This is a genomic window from Streptomyces sp. NBC_01335 (assembly GCF_035953295.1).
Lineage (GTDB): Bacteria > Actinomycetota > Actinomycetes > Streptomycetales > Streptomycetaceae > Streptomyces.
Map to the genome: position 1 here is coordinate 1,635,584 of NZ_CP108370.1, position 23,928 is coordinate 1,659,511.

At 74.0% G+C, this 23,928-nt stretch carries 24 protein-coding genes and 1 riboswitch; of the genes, 14 read left to right on the top strand and 10 right to left on the bottom strand.

Going from position 1 to position 23,928, the window contains the following annotated elements:
• The first annotated feature begins 49 nt into the window (after positions 1-49).
• The 5 genes from OG599_RS06735 (at position 50) to OG599_RS06755 (ending at position 4,821) form a co-directional block, all read left to right on the top strand.
• Positions 50-1,018 (top strand): DEDDh family exonuclease, encoded by a 969-nt coding sequence (locus tag OG599_RS06735; protein WP_327175028.1) that lies wholly within the window; start codon positions 50-52, stop codon positions 1,016-1,018.
• Positions 1,019-1,088: 70 nt separating this feature from the next.
• Entirely contained in the window at positions 1,089-1,322 is a 234-nt protein-coding gene (locus OG599_RS06740) for a hypothetical protein (RefSeq protein ID WP_136320436.1), read from the top strand.
• Between the two features lie 60 nt (positions 1,323-1,382).
• On the top strand, positions 1,383-2,192 hold the full coding sequence (locus OG599_RS06745) for an SURF1 family cytochrome oxidase biogenesis protein (protein ID WP_327175029.1): 810 nt from the start codon (positions 1,383-1,385) through the stop codon (positions 2,190-2,192).
• 75 nt (positions 2,193-2,267) lie between these two features.
• On the top strand, positions 2,268-4,061 hold the full coding sequence (locus OG599_RS06750; RefSeq protein ID WP_327175030.1) for a glycoside hydrolase family 15 protein: 1,794 nt from the start codon (positions 2,268-2,270) through the stop codon (positions 4,059-4,061).
• Between the two features lie 4 nt (positions 4,062-4,065).
• A complete protein-coding gene (locus OG599_RS06755; protein ID WP_327175031.1) occupies positions 4,066-4,821 on the top strand; it encodes an SDR family oxidoreductase in 756 nt (251 codons plus the stop codon).
• 21 nt (positions 4,822-4,842) lie between these two features.
• Here the strand turns inward: OG599_RS06755 and amaP are convergent, their stop codons facing one another.
• The 5 genes from amaP to OG599_RS06780 form a co-directional block, all read right to left on the bottom strand.
• Positions 4,843-5,430, bottom strand: coding sequence for an alkaline shock response membrane anchor protein AmaP (gene amaP / locus OG599_RS06760; protein WP_327175032.1), 588 nt, complete (start codon positions 5,428-5,430; stop codon positions 4,843-4,845).
• Positions 5,427-6,131, bottom strand: a complete 705-nt coding sequence (locus OG599_RS06765) for a DUF6286 domain-containing protein (protein ID WP_327175033.1) — start codon at positions 6,129-6,131, stop codon at positions 5,427-5,429. The genes amaP and OG599_RS06765 overlap by 4 nt, the downstream gene beginning before the upstream one ends.
• Complete coding sequence (locus tag OG599_RS06770; protein ID WP_327175034.1) at positions 6,128-6,481, bottom strand: Asp23/Gls24 family envelope stress response protein; 354 nt, start codon at positions 6,479-6,481, stop codon at positions 6,128-6,130. Before OG599_RS06770 ends, OG599_RS06765 begins: the two co-directional genes overlap by 4 nt.
• Positions 6,478-6,669 carry a hypothetical protein gene (locus OG599_RS06775; protein WP_266702963.1) on the bottom strand — a complete coding sequence of 64 codons (192 nt, stop codon included), beginning with the start codon at positions 6,667-6,669 and terminating at the stop codon, positions 6,478-6,480. The genes OG599_RS06770 and OG599_RS06775 overlap by 4 nt, the downstream gene beginning before the upstream one ends.
• Positions 6,670-6,777: 108 nt before the next feature.
• The gene (locus OG599_RS06780; RefSeq protein ID WP_327175035.1) at positions 6,778-7,257 is read right to left on the bottom strand and encodes an Asp23/Gls24 family envelope stress response protein; all 480 of its coding nucleotides are present in this window, start codon (positions 7,255-7,257) and stop codon (positions 6,778-6,780) included.
• Positions 7,258-7,353: 96 nt separating this feature from the next.
• On the opposite strand from OG599_RS06780, the gene OG599_RS06785 reads away from it, so the two are divergent.
• Positions 7,354-8,235, top strand: a complete 882-nt coding sequence (locus OG599_RS06785; RefSeq protein ID WP_327175036.1) for a hypothetical protein — start codon at positions 7,354-7,356, stop codon at positions 8,233-8,235.
• A 5-nt stretch (positions 8,236-8,240) separates the two neighbouring features.
• Here the strand turns inward: OG599_RS06785 and OG599_RS06790 are convergent, their stop codons facing one another.
• The 3 genes from OG599_RS06790 to OG599_RS06800 form a co-directional block, all read right to left on the bottom strand.
• Complete coding sequence (locus tag OG599_RS06790; RefSeq protein ID WP_327175037.1) at positions 8,241-9,032, bottom strand: enoyl-CoA hydratase/isomerase family protein; 792 nt, start codon at positions 9,030-9,032, stop codon at positions 8,241-8,243.
• 144 nt (positions 9,033-9,176) lie between these two features.
• Positions 9,177-9,398, bottom strand: coding sequence for a helix-turn-helix domain-containing protein (locus OG599_RS06795; protein ID WP_266702971.1), 222 nt, complete (start codon positions 9,396-9,398; stop codon positions 9,177-9,179).
• Between the two features lie 384 nt (positions 9,399-9,782).
• Complete coding sequence (locus OG599_RS06800) at positions 9,783-11,381, bottom strand: ABC-F family ATP-binding cassette domain-containing protein (protein ID WP_327175038.1); 1,599 nt, start codon at positions 11,379-11,381, stop codon at positions 9,783-9,785.
• Positions 11,382-11,582: 201 nt separating this feature from the next.
• On the opposite strand from OG599_RS06800, the gene OG599_RS06805 reads away from it, so the two are divergent.
• A complete protein-coding gene (locus OG599_RS06805) occupies positions 11,583-12,002 on the top strand; it encodes a VOC family protein (protein WP_327175039.1) in 420 nt (139 codons plus the stop codon).
• A gap of 72 nt (positions 12,003-12,074) precedes the next feature.
• On the opposite strand, the gene OG599_RS06810 is transcribed toward OG599_RS06805, so the two are convergent.
• On the bottom strand, positions 12,075-13,394 hold the full coding sequence (locus OG599_RS06810; RefSeq protein WP_327179944.1) for a hypothetical protein: 1,320 nt from the start codon (positions 13,392-13,394) through the stop codon (positions 12,075-12,077).
• Positions 13,395-13,618: 224 nt separating this feature from the next.
• Positions 13,619-14,746, bottom strand: a complete 1,128-nt coding sequence (locus OG599_RS06815) for an alpha/beta hydrolase (RefSeq protein WP_327175040.1) — start codon at positions 14,744-14,746, stop codon at positions 13,619-13,621.
• A gap of 453 nt (positions 14,747-15,199) precedes the next feature.
• Here OG599_RS06815 and OG599_RS06820 point away from each other — a divergent pair, with 453 nt between their 5' ends.
• The 7 genes from OG599_RS06820 (at position 15,200) to OG599_RS06850 (ending at position 23,889) form a co-directional block, all read left to right on the top strand.
• Positions 15,200-16,483: an inorganic phosphate transporter gene (locus OG599_RS06820; RefSeq protein ID WP_327175041.1), complete on the top strand. Its 1,284-nt coding sequence runs from the start codon at positions 15,200-15,202 to the stop codon at positions 16,481-16,483.
• Positions 16,484-16,495: 12 nt separating this feature from the next.
• Positions 16,496-16,726, top strand: coding sequence for a hypothetical protein (locus tag OG599_RS06825; RefSeq protein ID WP_327175042.1), 231 nt, complete (start codon positions 16,496-16,498; stop codon positions 16,724-16,726).
• Between the two features lie 163 nt (positions 16,727-16,889).
• Positions 16,890-17,000: riboswitch (cobalamin riboswitch) on the top strand.
• Positions 17,001-17,134: 134 nt separating this feature from the next.
• Complete coding sequence (locus OG599_RS06830; RefSeq protein ID WP_327175043.1) at positions 17,135-18,142, top strand: cobalamin biosynthesis protein; 1,008 nt, start codon at positions 17,135-17,137, stop codon at positions 18,140-18,142.
• Complete coding sequence (locus OG599_RS06835) at positions 18,139-19,803, top strand: cobyric acid synthase (RefSeq protein WP_327175044.1); 1,665 nt, start codon at positions 18,139-18,141, stop codon at positions 19,801-19,803. The genes OG599_RS06830 and OG599_RS06835 overlap by 4 nt, the downstream gene beginning before the upstream one ends.
• Positions 19,800-21,899, top strand: coding sequence for a putative cobaltochelatase (locus OG599_RS06840; RefSeq protein ID WP_327175045.1), 2,100 nt, complete (start codon positions 19,800-19,802; stop codon positions 21,897-21,899). The genes OG599_RS06835 and OG599_RS06840 overlap by 4 nt, the downstream gene beginning before the upstream one ends.
• A complete protein-coding gene (cobO, locus tag OG599_RS06845) occupies positions 21,899-22,513 on the top strand; it encodes a cob(I)yrinic acid a,c-diamide adenosyltransferase (RefSeq protein WP_327175046.1) in 615 nt (204 codons plus the stop codon). Before OG599_RS06840 ends, cobO begins: the two co-directional genes overlap by 1 nt.
• Positions 22,510-23,889 (top strand): cobyrinate a,c-diamide synthase, encoded by a 1,380-nt coding sequence (locus OG599_RS06850; RefSeq protein ID WP_327175048.1) that lies wholly within the window; start codon positions 22,510-22,512, stop codon positions 23,887-23,889. The genes cobO and OG599_RS06850 overlap by 4 nt, the downstream gene beginning before the upstream one ends.
• The last annotated feature ends 39 nt before the right edge of the window (positions 23,890-23,928 follow it).

Below are 23,928 nucleotides of genomic sequence, written 5' to 3' on the forward strand. Positions count from 1 at the left end.
TCCGGGGAGCGGCCGAATAGGGGACTGTCGGTCGGGGCCCGTATTCTCTGTGACCATGCTCGACGACCGTCAGACCGCAGCGCCGTGGCCGGCCGCGTATCCCCAGGGGTACGCGGTCGTCGACGTGGAGACCACCGGCCTCGCCCGCGACGACCGGATAATCTCCGCCGCCGTCTACCGCGTGGACGCCCGGGGCGAGATCGAGGACCACTGGTACACGCTGGTCAACCCGGAGCGCGACCCGGGGCCGGTATGGATCCACGGCCTGACCTCCGACATGCTCGAAGGCGCCCCGCTCTTCACGGAGATCGCCGCACGGTTCTCGGAGTACCTCGCCGGCCGGGTGCTGGTCGCCCACAACGCCGCGTTCGACTGGTCGATGATCGCCCGGGAGTACGCCCGCGCCTCCGTGGTCGCCCCGGTCGAGCAGCGGCTCTGCACCATCGCGCTCGCCAAGGAGCTGCGGCTGCCGCTGCCCAACCACAAGCTGTCCTCGCTGGCCTCGCACTTCGGGGTGGTCCAGGAGCACGCGCACCACGCGCTGGACGACGCCCGGGTGCTGGCCGAGGCGTTCCGGCCGAGCCTGCGGGCGGCGGCGCGGGACGGGGTGCGGTTGCCGCTGCTGGAGTGCCGGCCGCTGACCGAGTGGTCGGACTCGCCGGTGCGGCCGAAGATCGGCCACCAGCCGTCGTACGGGCAGAACAGCTGGCGCCCCTCGCGGAAGCGGCCGGCCTGCCCGTACCCCAACCCGGGGCGCTACAGCCCGGACCGGCCGTTGAAGCAGGGCATGCGGGTGGCGTTCTCCGGGGACACCTCGGTCGACCGCGAACTGCTGGAGGACCGCGCGGTGGAGGCCGGCCTCCACGTGGCGACGAGTGTGTCGCGGCTCACCAGCCTGCTGGTGACCAACGACCCGGACTCCGCGACCTCGAAGACGGTCAAGGCGAAGTCGTTCGGTACGCCGGTGGTGGACGAGGCGGCCTTCACCCATCTGCTGCGGGACGTGGCACCGGCATAGGAGTGAACCGGCGGCGACTCGCCCGTCGGCCGCTCGCCCACCGCGCGCCCCGCGTCCCACCCTGTGGCGCATGGCACGTTGTGAGGTTTGCGGAAACGACTACGGGATGTCCTTCGAGGTGCACGCGCAGGGCGCGGTGCACGTCTTCGACTGCTTCGCCTGCGCCATCCACCGCATGGCGCCGATCTGCGAGCACTGCCGTGTGCAGGTGATCGGGCAGGGCGTCGAGGTGGACGGACACTGGTTCTGCGGCGGTCACTGCGCCCGCGCCGAGGGGAAGGCGGGCATCGTGGACAAAGTGTGACGGGCCCGACGGACCACCCCACCGTGAAGCACCCCATGACCCCGGTTGTACGGTCATGGGGTGTACCGCTTCCTGTTGACCCGGCAGTGGGTGCTCGTCACCCTCCTCGTCCTCGCCCTGATCCCGACCATGGTCGAGCTGGGCTTCTGGCAGCTGCACCGCCACCAGCACAAGGTCACGCAGAACGCGTTGATCGCGCGGAACCTCGCGGCCGCTCCGGAACCGGTCCAGCGGCTCACCTCGCCCGGCCACACAGTGCCCCGCGCGGACTACTGGCGCACGGTCAGCGCCCGCGGCACCTTCGACACCGCCCACGAGGTCGTGGTGCGCCGCCGCACGTCCGACGACGGCCGGATCGGGGTGCACGTCCTCACGCCGCTCGACCTCGACGGCGGCGGCACCGTCATGGTGAACCGCGGCTGGGTCGAGTCCGCCGCCGACCAGGCGGCCTTCCCCGATGTGCCGGCCGCCCCGAAGGGCGATGTCACCGTCACCGGGCGCCTGATGGCGGACGAGACGACGGGCACCAGCGGCATCAAGGACCTCAAGGGGCTGCCCGACCGCCAGGTGATGCTGATCAACAGCGCCCAGCAGTCGGCGCTGCTCTCCCGTCCGGTCCTCGGCGGCTACATCGAGATGACCGCGCCCGCGGCGGCAAAGAACTCGCCCGAACAGATCGCCACCCCCGACCACGACTCCATCGGCCCGCACATGGCGTACGCCGTGCAGTGGTGGCTGTTCGCGGCCGCCGTGCCGGTGGGCTGGACGGTCCTGGTGCGCCGCGAGAAGCAGGACCTGGCCGAGGCGGCGGCGAAGGCGGCCGCCGAGGCCGCGGGCGGCGCCGGGGAGCCGGAGCCCGCGCACGCGTAGGGTCCTCGGCACGGCCGCGCACACCGGTCGGTCCGGCCTGCTTAGCAACAGCCCCATTCGGGAAAACGCAACTGCGTGACTCAACGTATCGAGGACTACGCCCTCATCGGCGATCTCCAGACGGCCGCACTGGTCGGCAGAAACGGTTCCGTCGACTGGCTCTGCCTGCCCCGCTTCGACTCGGGCGCCTGCTTCGCGGCGCTGCTGGGCGACGAGGACAACGGGCACTGGCGGATCGCGCCCGAAGGCACCACCGCGTCCGACATCTGCACCCGCCGCGGCTACGCCGGTGACTCGCTCGTCCTGGAGACGTACTGGGAGACCCCCACCGGCACCGTCAAAGTCATCGACTTCATGCCGATGCGCGACAAGTCGCCCGACGTGATGCGGATCGTCGAGGGGGTCAGCGGGAGCGTCGAGATGAGCTCGGTGCTGCGGCTCCGCTTCGACTTCGGCTCCATCGTGCCGTGGATGCGCCGCTCGCACGGCCACCGGGTGGCGGTCGCCGGGCCGGACTCGGTCTGGCTGCGCAGCGATCCGCCGGTCAAGACGTGGGGGCAGCAGTTCAGTACGTGCTCCTCCTTCACGGTCGCCGAGGGCGAGCAGGTGGCCTTCGTCCTGACGTGGCACCCCTCGCACTCGCCGCGCCCCAAGCTGATCGACCCGTACAAGGCGCTCAGGCACACCCTGAAGGACTGGGCGAAGTGGGCGGAGACCTGCACGTACCAGGGGAAGTACCGGGACGCGGTGCTCCGGTCGCTGATCACGCTGAAGGCCCTGACGTACCGGCCGACCGGCGGGATCGTGGCGGCCCCGACCACCTCGCTGCCCGAGCAGATCGGCGGCGTACGGAACTGGGACTACCGCTACTGCTGGCTGCGGGACGCCACGCTGACCCTCGGCGCGCTGCTCGCGGCCGGCTATCTGGACGAGGCGGCGGCCTGGCGGGACTGGCTGCTGCGCGCCGTGGCCGGCGACCCGGCCGACCTCCAGATCATGTACGGGCTGGCCGGTGAGCGCCGGCTGCCCGAGACGGAACTGCCCTGGCTGGCCGGGTACGAGAACTCCCGGCCGGTCCGCACCGGCAACGCGGCGGTCCGCCAGCTCCAGCTCGACGTCTACGGCGAGGTCATCGACTCCCTCCGCCTCGCCCGGGACGCGGGTCTCACCGACAAGCCGCACGCCTGGAACCTCCAGCTCAGCCTGCTCGGCTTCCTGGAGTCCACCTGGCGCGAGCCGGACGAGGGCCTGTGGGAGATCCGGGGCGAGCGGCAGCACTTCGTCCACTCGAAGGTGATGGCCTGGGTCGCGGCGGACCGGGCGGTGACCTCCCTGGAGTCCGACCCCTCCCTGCCGGGCGACCCGGACCGCTGGCGGGCGATGCGCGACGCGGTGCACGCCGAGGTGTGCGAGAAGGGGTACGACCCCGTGCGGAACACCTTCACCCAGTCGTACGGGTCGAAGGCGCTGGACGCTGCGACGCTGCTGATGGTCCGTACGGGTTTCCTGCCGCCGGACGACCCGCGGATCGTCGGCACGGTCGACGCGATCCGCGCGGAGCTGGGCAGCGACGGCCTGGTCCGCCGCTACAGCACGGAGGGGGCGTCGGTCGACGGTCTGCCGGGCGAGGAAGGGGCCTTCATCGTCTGCACGTTCTGGCTCGCGGACGCGCTGCTGCGGACCGGGCGGGCCGCCGAGGCCGAGGAGATCTTCGAGCGGCTGCTGGACCTCCGCAACGACGTCGGCCTGCTGGCCGAGGAGTACGACACGGTGGCCGGCCGTCAGCTCGGGAACTACCCGCAGGCGTTCAGCCACATCGGACTGGTGAACACGGCGGTGGCCCTCGCCGGGGAGGAAGCGGCAGGATAGGGCCATGGATCTTGGACTGAAGGACCGCGTCTACGTCGTCACCGGGGCCAGCCGAGGGCTGGGCAACGCCGCGGCGACCGCCCTGGCGGCGGACGGCGCGAAGGTGCTCATCACCGGCCGGGACGAGAAGAGCGTCACGGCAGCCGCCGCCGGGCTCGGACCGGACGCCCTCGGCGTCGCCGCCGACAACGGTGACCCGACGGCCGCCCGGATGATGCTGAACACCGCGAAGGAACGGTTCGGACGGCTCGACGGGGTGCTGATCAGCGTCGGCGGCCCGCCGCCCGGCACCGCCGCAGGAAACACCGACGAGCAGTGGCAGTCGGCCTTCGAGTCGGTCTTCCTCGGCGCGGTGCGCCTGGCCCGCGCGGCGGCGGCCGAACTCGGCGAGGGCGGGGTCATCGGCTTCGTGCTCTCCGGTTCGGTCCACGAGCCGATCCCCGGCCTGACCATCTCCAACGGGCTGCGCCCGGGGCTGGCCGGTTTCGCCAAGTCCCTGGCGAACGAGCTCGGGCCGCGCGGCATCCGGGTGATCGGGCTGCTGCCCTCGCGGATCGACACCGACCGGGTGCGCGAACTCGACGCGCTCTCGGGCGACGCGGACGCGGCGCGTACCGCGAGCGAGGCCGGCATCCCGCTGCGCCGGTACGGCACGCCGGAGGAGTTCGGGAAGACCGCGGCCTTCCTGCTCTCCCCCGCCGCGTCCTATCTGACCGGCATCATGCTGCCGGTGGACGGCGGTACCCGGCACGGGTTCTGAGCCGAGCGGCGTACCGCTCCGTCAGGTGACGCGCTCCGCGCGGTGCTTGACGGCCTTCAGCAGCACCTCGGCCGGCAGCTCGTCCAGTCCGGCCGAGGCGCGGGCGTGGGCCAGCGCCTCGTCGGAGAGGCCGCGGAGCGCCTCCGCCGGGACGGCGTGCGGTTCCAGGCGCATGCGGACCCGGGCCTGCGGGGCGGTCCGGCGGCCGGTCAGCGCGACCTGGGCGCGGGCGACTCCGTCGAGGCTGCCCGCCTCCGCGGCGAGCACGCCCTCCAGGGCCCGGCCCCGCAGCAGCGCCCCCTCGCCGTCGCCGCTGTCGACCAGCACCTCGGCGAGCCGGGCCCGCCGCAGCTGGGCGAGGAACCACCACAGGGCGAGGACGACGAGCACGGCGAGGATCGCGATGACGGTCGGCCACCACCAGCCCTCGTCGCGCCAGCGGCCCCGGTCCGCGTCGCTGAGCAGCACGTCGGACTTCCCGCTCCACGGGAACCAGGACGGCACCGCGGCGCCGAGGCCGGTGGCGAGCACGGTGCCGCCGACGGCGACGAGGATCAGTCCGGCGAGGGCGAGCAGCACCCGATTGACCGTGCGGAGCATGGCGCTCATCCCTTCTTGGCGGCCCGGCGGACACGGACGGAGAGCTTCGGCGGTTTGGCGAGGCCGAGTTCGGCGATGGCGGTGGTGAGCGCGGACTCCAGGTCGGCCCGTACCTCGCCGAGTTCACGGAAGTGCGAGACGGCCCGGACCGCGGCCTTGCGGCGTCCCGACTTGACGCGTACGGACTGCACCCCGGACACCTCCACGGCCCGGTCGCGCAGGACCAGGGCCGCGGCGGTGCGGTCGAGGGCCGCGTGCACCCCGTGGTGCCTGCGGCTCATCGTCAGCAGGGAGCGCAGCCCCGGGGTGAGGGCGATCAGGAGCAGCCAGAGTCCGAGCGCGGCGGCGATCCCGGCGCCGGTGAGCACCCAGACGTCGTCGAGGGAGCGTTCGGCGAGGCCGTCCGCCAGCGAGCGCCGCCACCGCATCGCCGGGTGGTCGGCGCGTACGGCCGCCACGTCGTAGAGGAACAGCCCCGAGGCGCCGAGCACGACGAGCGCGAGGAGGACGGCGGGGACGCGGCGGGCCGACCAGAAGCGTCCGGCCCGTCCGCGGACCGGCTCCTCCGGCGTGGGGAGGGGCTGGTACGTGGACGAGGAGGCGTTCCGTTCGGGGCCGAGCGGCTCCGGCGTGACGACGGGGAGCCGCTGTGTGCCGTGCTCCGGGCCGTCCGGGCCGCCTGGGCCGTCCGAGTACGAGGGCTCGCTCACCGGATCCTCCCCTGTCCCGAGGAGCCCGTCGCCGCGGAGTGCAGGCGTTCGATCCGTACGGCCACCTCGGGCACCTCCATTCCCGCCAGCGTCCTGACCCGCTCGGCCACCTGTCGGCGTACGGCCCCGCACTGGCGGCCGATGTCACTGGGGTAACCGAGCTCCAGGCTGACGTGTACCCGCGCGGAGTCCCGGTGAACGGTGACCGAGGCATTGGGCGGTGAGCCGTCCTCGGGGACCTCGTCGATCGCCTCCCGGGCGGCCTGTGCCGCGATCTTCGCGACGACCCGGTCGGCGATCCGGGTCTCGCCGCGCTCGGCCGCGGGAACCGGGCCGGTCACCGGGGTCACCGTTGCCGGTCGCCGCGCTCGCGACTCCGGAAGAAGTCGCCGGGTTCCCAGTCGCCGTCCAGGAAGCGGCCGGCGATGAAGCCGACCGCACCCAATGCGGCGACCAGCAGGAAGGCACCGAATCCGCCGAAGTATCCGGCGAATCCGAGCGCCATGCCGGCCACCATGCCGACCACGGCCATGCTCATGCTGACTCCTCAACTCCCTCGACGCGCAGGGGTAAACGGACCCGGTGGGCCGGCGGTCCGCCGGGCCACGGGGCGTGATGGGCCGCCGGGCGCACGGTGCGGCCCGGACTACTGGACCCGGGAGGAGGACCCGTCGTCCTCGTCGTCCTCCTCGTCGGGCAGCTTGACGTCGCTGACCGCGATGTTGACCTCGACCACTTCGAGCCCGGTCATCCGCTCCACGGCCGCGACGACGTTCTCGCGGACGTCGCGGGCCACCTCGTGGATGGCCACGCCGTAGTCGACGACGATCTCCAGGTCGAGCGCGGCCTGGGACTCGCCGACCTCGGCCTTCACCCCGCGGGCGGGCGACTTGCCGCCGCCGCCGGGTACCCGGTCGCGCATGGCGCCGAAGCTGCGGGAGAGCCCGCCGCCCATGGCGTGCACACCGTCGACGTCGCGGGCCGCCAGTCCGGCGATCTTCTCGACGACCCCGTCCGCGATCGTGGTCCGCCCGCGGGTCCCGGCGTCGCCGCCGCCGCGCTTCGTCAGGCTCCTGCCTTCGCCGGAAGCATCCGGGCCGGGGCGCTGCGTGGTGGTCTCACTCATGGCCGCTCATCCCTTCGATGGGGCAGGGGTGTACTTCCTTGCCCACACTAAGTGCGCCAGCCCGGGACCGCGCTGCGGATGCGGCAGGCTGGGGCGATGACAACGGCGGACGGCGCCCGGCGGGCGGATGGATGGACGGCCTCGGTGCGCGAACGGCTGGGGCTGGGCCGGTTGCTCCCTCTGGGCGGTCCGGCGGACGGCGCGTGGATCGCGGAGCGGGCCGCCGCCTCGGTGCTGCGGGACTCGACGGCGGGGCCCGGAGCGGTACTCGGGCGGCTGCGCATCGGCGCGGCGACGGCGGGCACCGCCCCCGGCGCGCCGGGGGAAGGCCCGGGGCCGGAAGCCGGAGCCGGGCCCGGAGCGGGTCCGGGCGAGCGGTACGGCGACGGGCTGAGCGAAGAGCGCCGGGAGGGCCGCGCCCAGGGGCCGCCCGCACCGCCGAGCGCGCTGCCGCCGGGTCCGCTGCGGATCGAGGCGGAGTTCACCGCCCCCGCCGACCGGCCGCTGCCCACGTCCGCCGCGCTGCTCAGGGAGGCCCTGATGGAGGCCGCGTCGCGGCGGCTAGGGCTGGACGTGGCGGAGGTGGACCTGCGGGTGACGGGCCTGCTGGACGCGGGGACGCCCCCCGTGGGGACGCCCCCGGCCGGCACGTCGGCGGCCGGTGAATCTGCGGTCGGCACGTCGGCGGCCGGGGAGCGGGCGGCCTTCCCCCGGCCGGAGGTCCGTGCCGGACGGGACGACGGGGCCGCGGGGCTGGCCGCCGCCGCGGTCCCCGGCGTCGTCTCACTGACCCAGGTGCTGGGCGCGCCGGTGACCACCTCCGCCGATCACGTGCGCGTCGAGGTGGCGACGGCCGGCGGGCACCGCGCGCTCGACGTGGCCCGCGCGGTGCGCACCGCCGTGACGGGTGCGCTGGAGGACGGGCCGCCGGTCTCGGTGCTGGTCACCGCCGTGGTGGAGGCCCCGGAGACCGGCTGACGCCGTCAGTCGGTGAGGCCGGCCAGATCGCGCAGCCGACGGCCCTGGGCGGCGCGCTCGGCGGCGCGCTGCTCCTCGTACGTACGCGAGACGGCGCCGCGCAGCAGCGCCTTGGTCTCGATCACGGCGTCGCGCGGCGCGGCCAGCAGTGCGGCGGCCAGGTCCTCGGTCGCGGCGTCGAGCTGGTCGGCGGGGACGACGAGGTTGGCGAGGCCCGTGCGCTCGGCCTCCGGGGCCAGCACGAAGCGGCCGGTGGCGCATATCTCCAGCGCGCGGGCGTACCCCACGAGGTGCACCAGGGGGTGGGTGCCCGTGAGGTCGGGGACGAGGCCGAGGCTCGTCTCCCGCATGGCGAACTGCACGTCCTCGGCTGCGATCCGCAGATCGCAGGCGAGGGCGAGCTGGAAGCCCGCCCCGATGGCGTGGCCCTGGACGGCGGCGATCGACACGATGTCGTTCCGCCGCCACCAGGTGAACGCCTCCTGGTACTCGGCGATGGTCGCGTCGAGCCCGGATTCGGGCCCGCGCGCCATGTCGAGGAAGGAGGGCTCACCGTCGAAGCCCTCGGGGGCGAACGCCTGCCGGTCGAGGCCCGCGGAGAAGGACTTGCCCTCGCCGCGGAGCACCACGACCCGCACGGTGCCGGGGACGGCCCGCCCGGCCTCCGTCAACGCCCGCCACAGAGCGGGAGACTGAGCGTTGCGCTTGGCCGGGTTGGTCAGGGTCACCGTGGCGACCGCGTCATCGACGGTGAGTCGTACGCCGTCCTTGTCGAGCAGCGGGTCGAGCGAGGTCATCGTGCGCCTCCGGATCGGGGTGCTGTCAGCACTTCACTTGATAAGTGACTGAACAGTAACCACCTGGCCGACCGTGTGGTCGACCGGGTGGTACACCCCGGTTCCGATGGACCTTCCGCCGCGCCCGGAACCCGCCGCCGACCGTCAGGCCGATGCGGCCTTCTTGCCGCGTGTGGCTCCGCCGCGTCCCCGCAGGGTCACGCCGGACTCACTCAGCATCCGGTGGACGAATCCGTAGGAGCGGCCGGTTTCCTCGGCCAACGCCCGGATGCTCGCCCCGGAGTCGTACTTCTTCTTCAGGTCTGCCGCGAGCTTGTCGCGCGCGACGCCGGTAACCCGGCTGCCCTTCTTCAGAGTCTCGGCCACCCGTGCCTCCTCATGGGAAGTGCGCTCTGGTTTCTCATGATCACCCCTACCGTGCGCCCTGGCCACCCATTCGGCAAGGTACGTACAACCCGATTCCGGACCAGGGAAGGGCGCCGGGGAAGCGGAATGAAGCATTCCGAGGGGCTCAGGAGGCAGGTGGGGAGGGCACGAAAGAGAAAGCGCAGGTCAGGGCCGTACGGGGAGAAAGCGCCGATACGACGGCGCCCGGCAGGTATCTGCCGGGCGCCGCGCCGAGGGATGAGACCGTCTCGCACAGATGAGGGATCACGCATAGGCCGAATGATCCATTCGGGGTGGATCATTCGATCGGGGCGGCCTCGGACGCTCCCGAACCGGCCGCCCCGGGGCGTGCGGCCCGACCGGTCAGGCCAGGGCGACCAGGTCGCGGTAGTCGGCGCCCCAGAGGTCCTCGACCCCGTCGGGGAGCAGGATGATGCGCTCGGGCTGCAGCGCCTCGACCGCGCCCTCGTCGTGCGTGACGAGGACGACCGCGCCCTTGTACGTGCGCAGCGCGCCGAGGATCTCCTCGCGGCTGGCCGGGTCCAGGTTGTTGGTGGGCTCGTCGAGCAGCAGGACGTTGGCGGAGGAGACGACCAGCGTGGCCAGGGCCAGCCGGGTCTTCTCGCCGCCGGACAGGACGCCCGCGGGCTTGTCCACGTCGTCGCCGGAGAAGAGGAACGAACCCAGCGTCTTGCGGACCTCCACGAGGTCGAGGTCCGGGGCCGCGGAGCGCATGTTCTCCAGGACCGTGCGCTCCGGGTCGAGGGTCTCGTGCTCCTGGGCGTAGTAGCCGAGCTTGAGGCCGTGGCCCTGGATGATCTCGCCGGTGTCGGGCTTCTCGGCGCCGCCGAGGAGGCGCAGCAGGGTGGTCTTGCCGGCGCCGTTGAGGCCGAGGATGACGACCCGGGAGCCCTTGTCGATCGCGAGGTCGACGTCGGTGAAGATCTCCAGCGAGCCGTACGACTTGGAGAGGCCCTCCGCCATCAGCGGGGTCTTGCCGCAGGGCGAGGGCTCGGGGAAGCGCAGCTTGGCGACCTTGTCGGAGACCCGGACCGCTTCCAGCCCGGCGAGCAGCCGGTCGGCGCGCTTGGCCATGTTCTGGGCCGCGACGGTCTTGGTGGCCTTGGCGCGCATCTTGTCGGCCTGCGAGTTGAGGGCGGCGGCCTTCTTCTCGGCGTTCTGGCGCTCGCGCTTGCGGCGCTTCTCGTCGGCCTCGCGCTGCTGCTGGTAGAGCTTCCAGCCCATGTTGTAGACGTCGATCTGGGACCGGTTGGCGTCCAGGTAGAAGACCTTGTTGACGACCGTCTCCACGAGGTCGACGTCGTGGGAGATCACGATGAAGCCGCCGCGGTAGGACTTGAGGTAGTCGCGCAGCCAGACGATGGAGTCGGCGTCGAGGTGGTTGGTGGGCTCGTCGAGGAGCAGGGTGTCGGCGTCCGAGAAGAGGATGCGGGCGAGCTCGACGCGGCGGCGCTGACCACCGGAGAGGGTGTGCAGCGGCTGGCCCAGCACCCGGTCCGGGAGGCTGAGGGCGGCGGCGATGGTGGCGGCCTCGGCCTCGGCGGCGTACCCGCCCTTGGTGAGGAACTCCGTCTCCAGGCGCTCGTACTTCTTCATCGCCTTCTCGCGGGTGGCGCCCTTGCCGTTCGCCATGCGCTCCTCGTTCTCGCGCATCCGGCGCAGGATCTCGTCCAGGCCGCGGGCGGAGAGGATGCGGTCCCGGGCGAGGACGTCGAGGTCGCCGGTGCGCGGGTCCTGCGGGAGGTAGCCGACCTCGCCGGAGGAGGTGATGGTGCCGCCCGCGGGGGTGCCCTCGCCGGCGAGGCACTTGGTGAGGGTGGTCTTGCCGGCGCCGTTGCGGCCGACGAGGCCGATGCGGTCGCCCTTGGCGATGCGGAAGGACGCGTTTTCGATGAGGACGCGGGCGCCGGCGCGCAGCTCGATGCCGGAAGCGGTGATCACGGTAAGACTCCAGGGCGGTATGGACGGCGGAGGGACGAGGGCGGAGGTCTCTCGACGCCTCTAATGCACAAGGAGAATTGCCATGGGCCCATTCTACGGGCGGTGCGCAACTCCTCCGCCGTGCACGGGCCCGGACCGCCGGGCGGTGCCAGAATGAGACGGGGATCACATCACTCGGCGAGTGGCGGAGGGTGACGTTCCATGACGGAGACGGCGCACGGCGCGCCCACGGTCTTCCCGACGGTCCTGTACGACGACGCGAAGGCGGCGATCAGGACGCTGACCGAGGCGCTGGGGTTCACCGAGGAAGCGGTGTACGAGGGTGAGGACGGCGCGGTGGTCCACGCGGAACTGTCCTCGGGCAACGGTCGCGTGATGCTCGGGTCCCGGGGGCGCGAGGGGGTCTTCGCGCGGGCCATGGCGGGCGGGGGTCCGGCCGGAATTTACATTGTCCTCGACTCGGCGGAGGCCGTGGACCGCCACCACGCGCGGGCGGCGGCGCACGGGCTGGAGATCCTTATGCCGCCGACCGACCAGGACTACGGCTCGCGCGACTACATGGCCCGGGACGCCGAGGGCAACGTGTGGAGCTTCGGGACGTACGCCCCCGGCGCCGCCTGAGCCGGGCCGTGTCCGACCGTGCGCCCTGCGGGCACGGTCGGACACGGCCCGGCGGGCCCGGAGCGCGGCGGGTCAGGCGCGGCTGCCGCCGGTGTGCACCTGGAACGCGGCGCGGCGCATCGCCTTGGCGAGCGCGGGGTCCGGGTGGGCCGCGGCGAGCGCGACCAGGACCTGGACGGTGCGCGGGTGGCCGACCGCGCGGACCTCTTCGAGCAGCGCGGGGACGGTGCCCTGGACGGCGGTGTCCAGATGCCGCACGAGCAGTCCGGTCTCGCCGTGGTCGGCGACGGCCGCGGCGGTGTCCACCCAGAGCCAGGTGGCCTCCTCGCGGCTGAGTACCTCCTGGGCGTCGTCCGGGTCGGCGCCCTCGTACTCGGCGAGCCAGAGCAGGGCGTACGGGCGGAGCGAGGGGTGCGTGACGACCGCGCGGACCTCGGGCTCGGCCGGGGCGCCGACGACGCGCAGCGCCTCGAAGGCCAGTCCGCGCAGCAGCGCGTCCTCGCCCCGGGCGACGCCGAGCAGTTCGGCGACGGCGCTGCCGACCGTGCGCGCGGCGAGCCAGGCGCGGTATTCGGCGCGGGCCGGTCCCGGGGTGAGCGAGGCGCAGCCGAGGAGCATGTCCGCGGCGGGCTGCTCGATGTTCCCGGCCGGGCTCTGCGCGGCGACGCAGATCTGCTCCAGCTTGACCCAGACCGCCCAGTTGCCGAGCGGGGTGAGGGTGGCGTGGCCCGGTTCGAGGGTGAGCGCGCCGACGGCGGCGAGGCCCTCCAGGGCCCAGTCGAGCAGCAGGGCGTTCAGTTCGTCGGAGGGGGCGGCGGGGGGAGCGGGGTCGGCGGGCCCGCCGACGGCGCCGGGGGCGTACGGCACCTCGCAGCGTTCCTCGTGGAGCTCGGCGACGCGCTGGCCGAGCAGGTCGAGGAGTACGGGTACGGGGACGGGGCCGGCCGAGAGCTGGAGCAGCGACAGGACCTGGGGCACCGCCTCGATCGCCTCGGCGACGGCGGTCGCCTCGATGCCCTCGGGCGAGGCGTGCACGAGCGACCACGCGTCGAAGAGCGCGACCCAGCCGCGGAGCACCGCCGAGTCGTCGCGGTCCCAGGCGCGCAGGCGCCAGCCGGGGCGCACGGTGTCGCCGTGGAGCTCGACGAGACCGGCGAGCCGGGCGCGGTCCCAGCCGGCCAGCACCCGGTCGGGGGTGAGGCCCAGCTCGGTGGCGGCACGGGCCAGTTCGGCGGCGGCGAGCGAGGCCGTGCCGGGGCCGGAGCCGTCGGCGGCCCAGTGGGCGACCCGTACGTCCGCGGCGAGCACCTCCCTGGCCTGGCGGGCCAGTTCGGTGCGTGGCGGAGTGCCCTCGGGCGGGCGGGGAGCGGGCCTGGTGCGGCGGGTGGTCACGGCCTTGCGCGCCGTGGCGAGGGGTCGCGGGCGGACAAGTCGCAGCCTGGAGTCGCGCGGGTTACGGGACGTCACGGGGAGCAGTCTTGCCTCTGACGGGCCGAAAGCCCAAACGGAGGCCGCCCCGCCTCATCCGAGCGACCCCGTCCGGCCGTCACCAACCGGGCGGTTTGCCCCCAACTCTCCCATCACGGTTCCCACATCGGGTTCTCACATCGGGGTTCTCACATCAGGGGTGTGAGAAAGCGGCGGAGGGTTTCCTCGTAGGCGGCGGGGCCCAGGTTCCACATCGACGCGTGGGGGGCGTCGGGCACGGTGTGCAGGGCGACGAGGTCGGGGCGGAGACCGGCGAGTTCCCGGGAGGGTCCCCAGGGGGCCAGGGTGTCGGCGGGGCCGTGGAAGATCAGCGTCGGAACGCGCAGCACGGTCGGCAGCCTGCCCTGGAGGAGCGGGGTGCCCCGCAGGCCGGTCCTCCCCTGGGCGGCGCGGACGGCGAGCGGCATCAGCGCGGACGGGACGCCGCGGGCGGCGGCGAGGGCGCGCAGGGTGGTCTCCCAGTCCATCACCGGGGAGTCCAGCACCAGGCCGGCGACCCGGTCGCGGAGCGCGGACTCGACGCAGGCGTGCAGGGCCATGGTGGCGCCGGTGGACCAGCCGAGCAGGACGACCTTCTCGGCTCCGTAGCGGAGGGCGTAGCGAATCGCGGCGTCGAGATCGCGCCATTCCGACGCGCCGAGGTGGTCGAGTCCGTCCGGGGAGCGCGGGGCTCCGGCGTCGCCCCGGTGGGCGAGGGCGAGCACCGGGAGGCGGAGGTCGTTCAGGAAGCCCGTCACGTTCAGGGTGTGTTCGCGCGTGGTGCCGATGCCGTGCAGGGCGATGACCCACGTGGAGCGGGCGGCCGGGACGTACCAGGCGGGCAGTGCGCCGAGCTCGCCGGGGATCTCCACCTCGTGGTGGACGAGGCCGAGGGCGGTGCCGGGGTCGCCCCGGTGCACCTCGGGGGTGGCGCGGACGCGGGTGCCCGGCTCCAGGGAGCCGTGGGTGACGCGTTCGAGGCGGCGGACGACGGTGTCCGCGGAGAGCGCGGGCTCGTCGGTCACCGGGCCCACGACCGCGTGGACGTCCCGTCCGGACAGGCCCCAGAGGCCGGGGCGCAGCGAGGCGAAGGAGCGGGTCAGGGTCACCTGCCCGGGCGCCGTCGCGTGCACGGTCAGGCCGCGGTCGGCGGGAAGGGGGCGACCGGCGGGGACCGTGAGAGCGGTACCGCCGGCGTATCTGCCGACGGCGACCGCTGCCGCGCCGGCGCCGAGGATCGTGGAGACGGCCGCTGCCGTCACTGTTGCCGGGCGCACGGCTTCAGTCTTGGGGCAAGGCGGTACCGGGGGCCAGCGGGATGGGCCGTCCGGTGGGCCCGGCGTGTCGTGGGGCGTGTCGCCGGCGGGGGCGTTCGGAGGGCGGGGCGGGGCGGGGGCGTGTCGCGGCGGGGCGGTCGCACGGGGAAGACCCCGAGGACCGCCGGTACGGCCTTTCTGTGAATCGGGAGCGGACCGGGCGACCGGCCCGAACGTGACCGGAACGACATTCACCGTCCTGTCCGGGCTTGTCCGGCTTCTCCACGCGGGCGTAAACCCTGGTCGGGGGCAGTCCCCCCACCGGTACCGGAGCCTCGGCCGCCCCCTCGCGCGCAGAACCGGAATCCCGGGCCCGGCGACAGAGGCACCGCAATGCCCCGTCCAGTTCATCTTCCGTTCACTCAGGTTGCTTACGTTCCACGTGCCAATGACGTCGAACGATTGCCTGGGTAAATGGAACACATCACACTGCTGCTCGCGATAGTCGTCGCGACAGCGCTCGTGTTCGATTTCACGAACGGTTTCCACGACACCGCCAACGCGATGGCCACCACCATCTCGACCGGCGCTCTGAAGCCCAAGACAGCAGTGGCGATGTCCGCCACCCTCAATCTGGTCGGCGCGTTCCTGTCGGTGGAGGTCGCGAAGACGATCTCCGGCGGGATCGTCGACGAGGACGGCCTGAGAACCGAGGTCATCTTCGCGGCGCTCGTCGGCGCCATCCTGTGGAATCTGGTGACCTGGCTGGTCGGCCTGCCGTCCAGTTCGTCCCACGCCCTGTTCGGCGGACTCATCGGTGCCGCCGTGATGTCCGCGGGCTGGTCCTCGGTGGACGGCGGCACCGTCGTCACCAAGATCCTGCTGCCCGCCGTCGCCGCCCCGCTGGTGGCCGGTGCCGCCTCGATGCTGGCGACGAGGCTGTCGTACCGCGTCAACCGGAACGTCACCGACGAGGCGCAACTGAAGTCGACGGCCAGGGGCTACCGGGCCGGGCAGATCGCTTCGGCCGGTCTCGTCTCGCTCGCCCACGGCACCAACGACGCGCAGAAGACGATGGGGATCATCACCCTGGCGCTCGTCACCGGCGGTGTCCTCTCTCCCGGCTCGAACCCGCCGGTCTGGGTGATCTGCTCGGCCGGTCTGGCCATCGCCCTGGGTACGTACTTCGGCGGCTGGCGCATCATCCGCACCATGGGCAGCGGGCTCACGGACCTCCAGCCGCAGCAGGGCTTCGCCGCCCAGACCAGTGCGGCGACCGTCATCCTGGCCTCCTCGCACCTCGGCTTCTCGCTCTCCACCACGCAGTCGTGCTCCGGCGCGGTGATGGGCGCCGGGCTCGGCCGCAGGGGCGGCACGGTGAAGTGGTCCACCGCGACCCGCATGTTCGTGGCCTGGGGCCTCACGCTCCCGGCGGCGGGTCTGGTCGGCGCGGGTGCCGAGTTCCTGACCCGGCAGGGCACCTGGGGCATCGTCCTGGTCGCCGCGCTGCTCGTCGCGGGCTCCGGTGCCATCTGGCAGCTGTCGCGGCGCGAGCCGGTCGACCACACCGGCATCGCCGACGAGCCCGGAGCCGTCGCCACCCCGACGCTCGACGCGATCCCCTCGCAGCTCCCCGGGGCGTCGTCCTCCGGCCTCCCGGTCACCGGCCTCACCGCCACCATCCCGTCCCCCCTCTCCGCCGCGTCCGTACCGGCCGCGGCGACGACCACCGACCCGGCCCGTCCGGCCGCGGTGTAAGGACTCGCCCCCATGAAAATCGACTGGGCAGCTCTCGCCACCGTCTTCGGTGTCAGCCTCGTGGTCACCGTGGCACTCGTCGGCTTCTTCAGCCTCGGCGTCGTCTCTCTCGCCAAGAAGGCCGGTACCGCGCTGAGCGGCGGTTCCGGATCGTCCGCCGCGCTGGCGCGCACCGGCGCGTACGCCTGCTTCGCGCTGTGCGCGGCGGCGGTCGCGTACGGCATCTACCTGATCGTCGCCTGACCCGCTCCTCCCGCAGGTCTCGTCGCGCCCCGTCGGGCCGGACACACCGCGTGTGTCCGGCCCGATGTGCGTCCGGGCACACCACGGCCCCGCAGGTCAACGGCGAGTTGACGGGCCTTCGCGCTGCGTGGTGGACTGCCGGAGCCATTCACGGCGACAGCAGAGGAAGCCGGTGCGAATCCGGCGCGGTCCCGCCACTGTCACCGGGGAGCGGCGCCCCACCGTGCGCGTGACGGACGACCGGGGTGGCCGCCGATCCGGGAGCCAGGACACTCTCGTCGCCGTCTCGTCGAACCAGGGCGCGGACCCTGAGTGAGGACATACGCCATGCCTGGCCGCCGTGCGCCCGTTCCCCCGTCAGCCGTCCCATCCGGTCCGGGACCGCTCCGACCCGCGGCGGGCTGAGCCGTGCGTGCCGACCGCGTCTTCGCGTACGGCGCCTCGGCGGGGCTGATCGCCGACCGGTTGCTGGGCGATCCTCGCCGGGGCCATCCGGTCGCCGGGTTCGGCCGGGCCGCCGCCGCCGTGGAACAGCGCCTCTGGCGGGACCACCGGGGCCGGGGCGCGCTGCACACCCTGGTGTGCGCCGGAGGCGCCGCGGGGGCCGCCGCGCTCGCCGCCCGTGCCGTACGCCGCAGCCCCGTCGCCGCCGTCGCGCTGACGGCGGCCGTCACCTGGTCAGTCGTCGGCGGTACGTCGCTGGGCCGCGAGGCCAGGGCCATCGGCGCGGCGCTGGATGCCGGGGACGTCGAGGCGGCCCGGGAGCGGCTGCCGCATCTGTGCGGGCGTGACCCGCAGGCGCTCGACGGTCCGGGGATCGCCCGTGCCGTCGTGGAGTCGGTCGCCGAGAACACCTCGGACGCCGTCGTGGGCGCCCTGGTGTGGGGCGCGCTGGGCGGGGTCCCGGGGCTCGTCGGCTTCCGCGCGGTGAACACCCTGGACGCGATGGTGGGCCACCGCTCGCCGCGCCACCGCCGCTTCGGGTGGGCCTCGGCCCGCCTGGACGACGTGGCGGGGTGGCCCGGCGCCCGGCTCACCGCCGCCCTGGCCGTCGTCGCCGGGGGGCGGCCCGGGCAGGCCGTCCGGGCCTGGCGCGCGGACGCGGGGCGCCATCCGAGCCCGAACGCGGGCCCGGTGGAGGCCGCGTTCGCGGGGGCGCTCGGCGTACGGCTGGGCGGGACCCTCGCGTACGGCGGGCGGGTCGAGCACCGGCCGTTGCTGAACGGTGCCGAGGGCCGGGCCGTGGCCGTGGAGGCGGGCGACATCGAGCGCGCGGTGCGGCTGTCGCGCCGGGTGAGCGTGCTGGCCCTGGCCGTCTGCGTCGCGGGACGGCTGGTGGCGGGTAGGCCGGCCTCGGGACGGGCTGCGGGACGGCCGGCGGCGACACACAGGATGACGGAACGAGGACGGGCATGAGCGGCAGCGGGAACGTGACGAGGGGCGGCGGGCTGCTCGTCGCCGGCACCACCTCGGACGCCGGCAAGAGCGTCGTCACGGCGGGGATCTGCCGGTGGCTGGTGCGGCGGGGGGTGAAGGTCGCCCCGTTCAAGGCGCAGAACATGTCGCTGAACTCCTTCGTGACCCGCGAGGGTGCCGAGATCGGGCGGGCGCAGGCCATGCAGGCGCAGGCCGCCCGGGTCGAGCCGTCCGCGCTGATGAACCCGGTGCTGCTCAAGCCCGGAGGCGACCGGTCCAGCCAGGTCGTGCTGATGGGCAAGCCGGTGGGCGAGATGAGCGCGCGCGGCTACCACGGGGGCAGGCAGGAGTCGCTGTTCGGGACGGTCGTGGACTGCCTGGAGCAGTTGCGGGGCACGTATGACGCCGTGATCTGCGAGGGGGCGGGCAGCCCGGCCGAGATCAATCTGCGGCGGACCGACATCGTGAACATGGGCGTCGCCCGGGCCGCCCGGTTCCCGGTGCTGGTCGTCGGCGACATCGACCGGGGCGGGGTGTTCGCCTCGTTCTTCGGCACGACGGCGCTGCTGAGCGCCGGGGACCAGGAGCTGGTCGCGGGCTATCTGGTCAACAAGTTCCGCGGTGACGTGTCGTTGCTGGAGCCGGGCCTGGACATGCTGCTGGGGCTGACCGGGCGGCGGACGTACGGGGTCCTGCCGTTCACGCACGGTCTCGGCATCGACGAGGAGGACGGGCTGCGGGTGTCGCTGCGCGGGACCGTCCGGGAGTCGGTGGTGGCGCCGCCGCACGGCGAGGACGTGCTGCGGGTCGCGGTGTGCGCGGTGCCGCTGATGTCGAACTTCACCGACGTGGACGCGCTGGCCGCCGAACCGGGCGTGATCGTGCGGTTCGTGGACCGGCCGGAGGAGCTGGCCGACGCGGACCTGGTCGTGGTGCCCGGTACTCGGGGGACCGTGAAGGCTTTGGAGTGGCTGCGTGCCCGGGGGCTCGCGGACGCCCTGGTCCGGCGGGCGGCCGAGGGCCGTCCGGTGCTGGGGATCTGCGGCGGTTTCCAGGTGCTCGGCGAGCGGATCGAGGACGAGGTCGAGTCGCGGGCCGGGGTGGTCGAGGGGCTGGGCCTGCTGCCGGTACGTATCCGCTTCGCACGGGAGAAGACGCTCGCCCGGCCGGTCGGTGCGGCGCTCGGCGAGCCGGTGGAGGGGTACGAGATCCACCACGGCGTCGCCGACGTGCGGGGCGGCGAACCGTTCCTGGACGGCTGCCGGGTGGGCCAGGTGTGGGGGACGCACTGGCACGGGTCGCTGGAGAGCGACGCGTTCCGGCGGGCCTTCCTGACGGAGGTCGCCCGGGCCGCCGGGCGGCGGTTCACGGCCGCCCCGGACACCAGCTTCGCCGCGCTGCGCGAGGAGCAGCTCGATCTGCTGGGCGACCTGATCGAGGAGCACGCCGACACCGACGCCCTGTGGCGGCTGATCGAGCGGGGTGCCCCGGCGGGGCTGCCGTTCGTCGGCCCGGGCGCGCCGGTGCTGCCGGGCGCGGGCGCCGACGTGGGGTCCGTACCACCCGCCGTACCGCCTGCCGAACCACTCGCCGAACCACCCTCCGTACCGACTGCCGTGACGCACACGAACGTTTCCGACACCATCCAGGAGGCCCTGTGAGCACGCCGTATCCGTTCACCGCGATCGTCGGCCAGGACGACCTGAGGCTCGGGCTGCTGCTGAACGCCGTGTCACCGGCGGTCGGCGGGGTGCTCGTGCGCGGCGAGAAGGGCACCGCGAAGTCCACCGCCGTGCGGGCGCTGGCCGCGCTGATGCCCCGGGTCGCGGTGGTGCCGGGCTGCCGGTTCTCCTGCGACCCGGCCTCCCCCGACCCGGCGTGCCCGGACGGCCCGCACACGGCGGCGCCCGGTGCGTCGCGGCCCGCGCGGACGGTGGAGCTGCCGGTCGGCGCCTCCGAGGACCGGCTGGTCGGGGCGCTCGACATCGAACGGGCGCTCGCCGAGGGCGTGAAGGCCTTCGAGCCGGGTCTGCTCGCCGACGCGCACCGCGGCATCCTCTACGTGGACGAGGTCAACCTCCTCCACGACCACCTGGTGGACCTGCTGCTGGACGCGGCGGCGATGGGCGCCTCGTACGTGGAGCGCGAGGGCGTTTCCGTACGGCACGCGGCGCGGTTCCTGCTGGTCGGCACGATGAACCCGGAGGAGGGCGAGCTGCGGCCGCAGTTGCTGGACCGGTTCGGGCTGACCGTGGAGGTGGCCGCGTCCCGGGACACCGATCTGCGGGTGGAGGTCGTGCGGCGGCGCCTGGCGTACGACGACGATCCGGCGGCCTTCGCGGCGGCGTGGGCCGACGAGGAGAGCGCGCTGCGCGAGCGGATCACCGCGGCGCGCGCCCTGCTCCCCGCGGTCGTGCTCGGCGACGGGGCGCTGCGGCGGATCGCGGCGACCTGCGCCGCGTTCGAGGTCGACGGGATGCGCGCGGACATCGTGATGGCCCGCACCGCGACCGCGCTGGCCGCCTGGGCGGGGCGCGACGAGGTGACCGCCGACGACGTGCGCCAGGCCGCCCTGCTGGCGCTGCCGCACCGGCGGCGTCGCAACCCCTTCGACGCCCCCGGGCTCGACGAGGAGAAGCTCGACGACACGCTCCGGGAGGCCGCCGAGGAGGAGAGCCGGCGGGACGAGGGGCGGAGCGGTGACGGTGAGCCCGGTCCGGACCCGGACTCCGATCCCGATCCTGACTCCGGTCCCGACGGGCCGGGCGACGGGGGCGGTCCCGGCGGCGGGGTGCCGCCGCAGGGGGGCGGCCCCGAGGACGCGTCGGCGCCCGAGTCTTCGGCCTCGCCCTCCCCGGAGAGCCAGGGTTCCCCGCAGGGCCCGGATTCCCCGCGGGGTCCGGGCGTCCCGGCCGGCGGTGAGCAGCGGCCGGTCGCGGCGGCGGAGCCGTTCCGTACGAAGATGCTGAGCGTTCCCGGGCTCGGCGAGGGCGCGGCGGGACGCCGGTCCCGGGCGCGTACCGAGCACGGCCGGACGACCGGCGCCCGGCGTCCACAGGGTGCGCTGACCAAGCTGCACCTGGCCGCGACGGTCCAGGCCGCCGCCCCGCACCAGCGGGCGCGCGGCCGGTCCGGGCGGGGGCTCGTGGTGCGCCGGGACGATCTGCGGCAGGCGACGCGGGAGGGGCGCGAGGGGAATCTCGTGCTCTTCGTGGTGGACGCCTCCGGGTCGATGGCGGCCCGGCAGCGGATGAGCGCGGTGAAGGGCGCGGTGCTGTCGCTGCTGCTCGACGCGTACCAACGGCGCGACAAGGTGGGCCTGGTGACGTTCCGGGGGCGGGACGCCGAGCTGGTGCTGCCGCCGACCTCGTCGGTGGACGCGGCGGCGGCCCGGCTGGAGACCCTGCCGACCGGGGGGCGTACCCCGCTGGCGGCGGGTCTGCTGAAGGCGCACGACGTGCTGCGCGTGGAGCGGATGCGCGACCCCTCGCGGCGTCCGCTGCTCGTGGTGGTGACGGACGGCCGGGCGACCGGCGGGCCGGAGCCGGTGGCGCTGGCCGCGCGGGCCGGAAGGCTGCACGCCGCCGAGGGGACCGCGTCCGTCGTGGTGGACTGCGAGTCGGGGATCGTACGCCTCGGGCTCGCCGCACAGCTCGCCCGCGATCTGGGAGGCACCGCCGTCACGCTCGACGAGCTGCGGGCCGACTCGATCGCCGGGCTGGTCAAGGATGTCAGAGCAGCCGGGAGGGCCGCGTAATGCCGCAGGGACAGCCGACTTCGGTACCGGACGACGGGCTCACCACCCGTCAGCGCCGCAACCGTCCGCTCCTCCTGGTCCACACCGGGATCGGCAAGGGGAAGTCGACGGCCGCGTTCGGGCTGGCGCTGCGCGCCTGGAACCAGGGGTGGCCGATCGGGGTGTTCCAGTTCGTCAAGTCGGCGAAGTGGAAGGTCGGCGAGGAGAACGCGCTGAAGGTCCTCGGGGCCAGCGGCGAGGGCGGCACGGTCGCCTGGCACAAGATGGGCGAGGGCTGGTCGTGGGTCCAGCGCGGGCCCTCCGGCGAGACGGACAACACGGCGAACGAGGAGAAGGCCCGCGAGGGCTGGGCGCAGGTCAAGCGCGACCTCGCCGCCGAGACGTACAAGCTGTACGTGCTCGACGAGTTCGCCTACCCGCTGCACTGGGGGTGGATCGACACCGAGGACGTGGTCGAGACGCTGCGGAACCGTCCCGGCACCCAGCACGTGGTGATCACCGGCCGCAACGCCCCGCAGGCGCTGCTGGACGCGGCGGACCTGGTGACCGACATGTCGAAGGTGAAGCACCCGATGGACGCGGGTCAGAAGGGCCAGCGAGGCATCGAGTGGTGAGTGCTTCCTCTTCCGGGGGCGTTTCCGGCAGTGTGCCGCGTCTGGTGATCGCCGCCCCGGCCTCCGGCAGCGGCAAGACCACCGTCGCCACCGGGCTGATGGCCGCCTTCGCCGCGCGCGGGCTCGCCGTCTCCCCGCACAAGGTGGGCCCCGACTACATCGACCCGGGCTACCACGCGCTGGCCACGGGCAGGCCGGGCCGCAACCTCGACGCCTACATGTGCGGGACCGGCCTGATCGCGCCGCTCTTCGCGCACGGGGCGGCGGGGTGCGACCTGGCGGTCGTGGAGGGCGTGATGGGGCTGTTCGACGGAGCCTCGGGCCAGGGCGAGCTGGCGTCTACGGCGCAGGTGGCGAAGTTGCTGCGGGCGCCGGTGGTGCTGGTGGTCGACGCCTCCTCGCAGTCGCGTTCGGTGGCGGCCCTGGTGCACGGTTTCGCGGCCTGGGACCCCGGGGTGCGGATCGGCGGGGTGATCCTGAACAAGGTGGCCTCCGACCGGCACGAGATGCTGCTGCGGGACGCCCTGGAGGAGTCCGGGCTGCCGGTGCTCGGGGTGCTGCGGCGGGCCGCGCAGGTGGAGACCCCCTCGCGTCATCTGGGGCTGGTGCCGGTGGCCGAACGGCGCACCGACGCCGTGGACGCGGTGGCGGCGATGGGCGAACGCGTGCGGGCCGGCTGCGACATGGACGCGCTGCTGGCGCTGGCCCGGACCGCTCCCCCGCCGGCCGGCGAGGCCTGGGAGCCGGAGCCGTACGCCCCTTCCGGGCGGCGGCCGGTCGTCGCCGTGGCGGGCGGGGCCGCGTTCACGTTCGCGTACGCCGAACACGCCGAGCTGCTCACGGCGGCGGGCGCGGAGGTCGTCCCCTTCGACCCGCTCCACGACGAGAAGCTCCCCGAGGGCACGGCGGGGCTGGTCATAGGGGGCGGTTTCCCCGAGGTGTACGCCCCCGAGCTGTCGGCCAACGAACCGCTGCGCCGGGCGGTCACCGCCCTCGCGGAGAGCGGGGCGCCGGTGGCGGCGGAGTGCGCGGGGCTGCTCTACCTGGCGCGCGAGCTGGACGGCCGGCCGATGTGCGGGGTGCTGGACGCGAGCGCCCGGATGTCGGGGCGCCTGACGCTCGGTTACCGGGAGGCGGTGGCGGTCGCGGACAGCTCGCTCGCGGCGGCCGGGACCCGGGTGCGCGGTCACGAGTTCCACCGGACGGTGCTGGAGCCGGGCTCGGGGCCCGTACCTGCCTGGGGGATGCACCTGCCGGAACGCCGGGTGGAGGGCTTCGTCCGGGGCGGGGTGCACGCGAGCTATCTGCACACCCACTGGGCGGGGGCGCCGGGGACGGCCCGGCGGTTCGTGGAGCGGTGCGGGACGGTGCGCTGAGGGCTGTTCCGTACGGCGCTGCGGGCCCTCTGCCCGAAG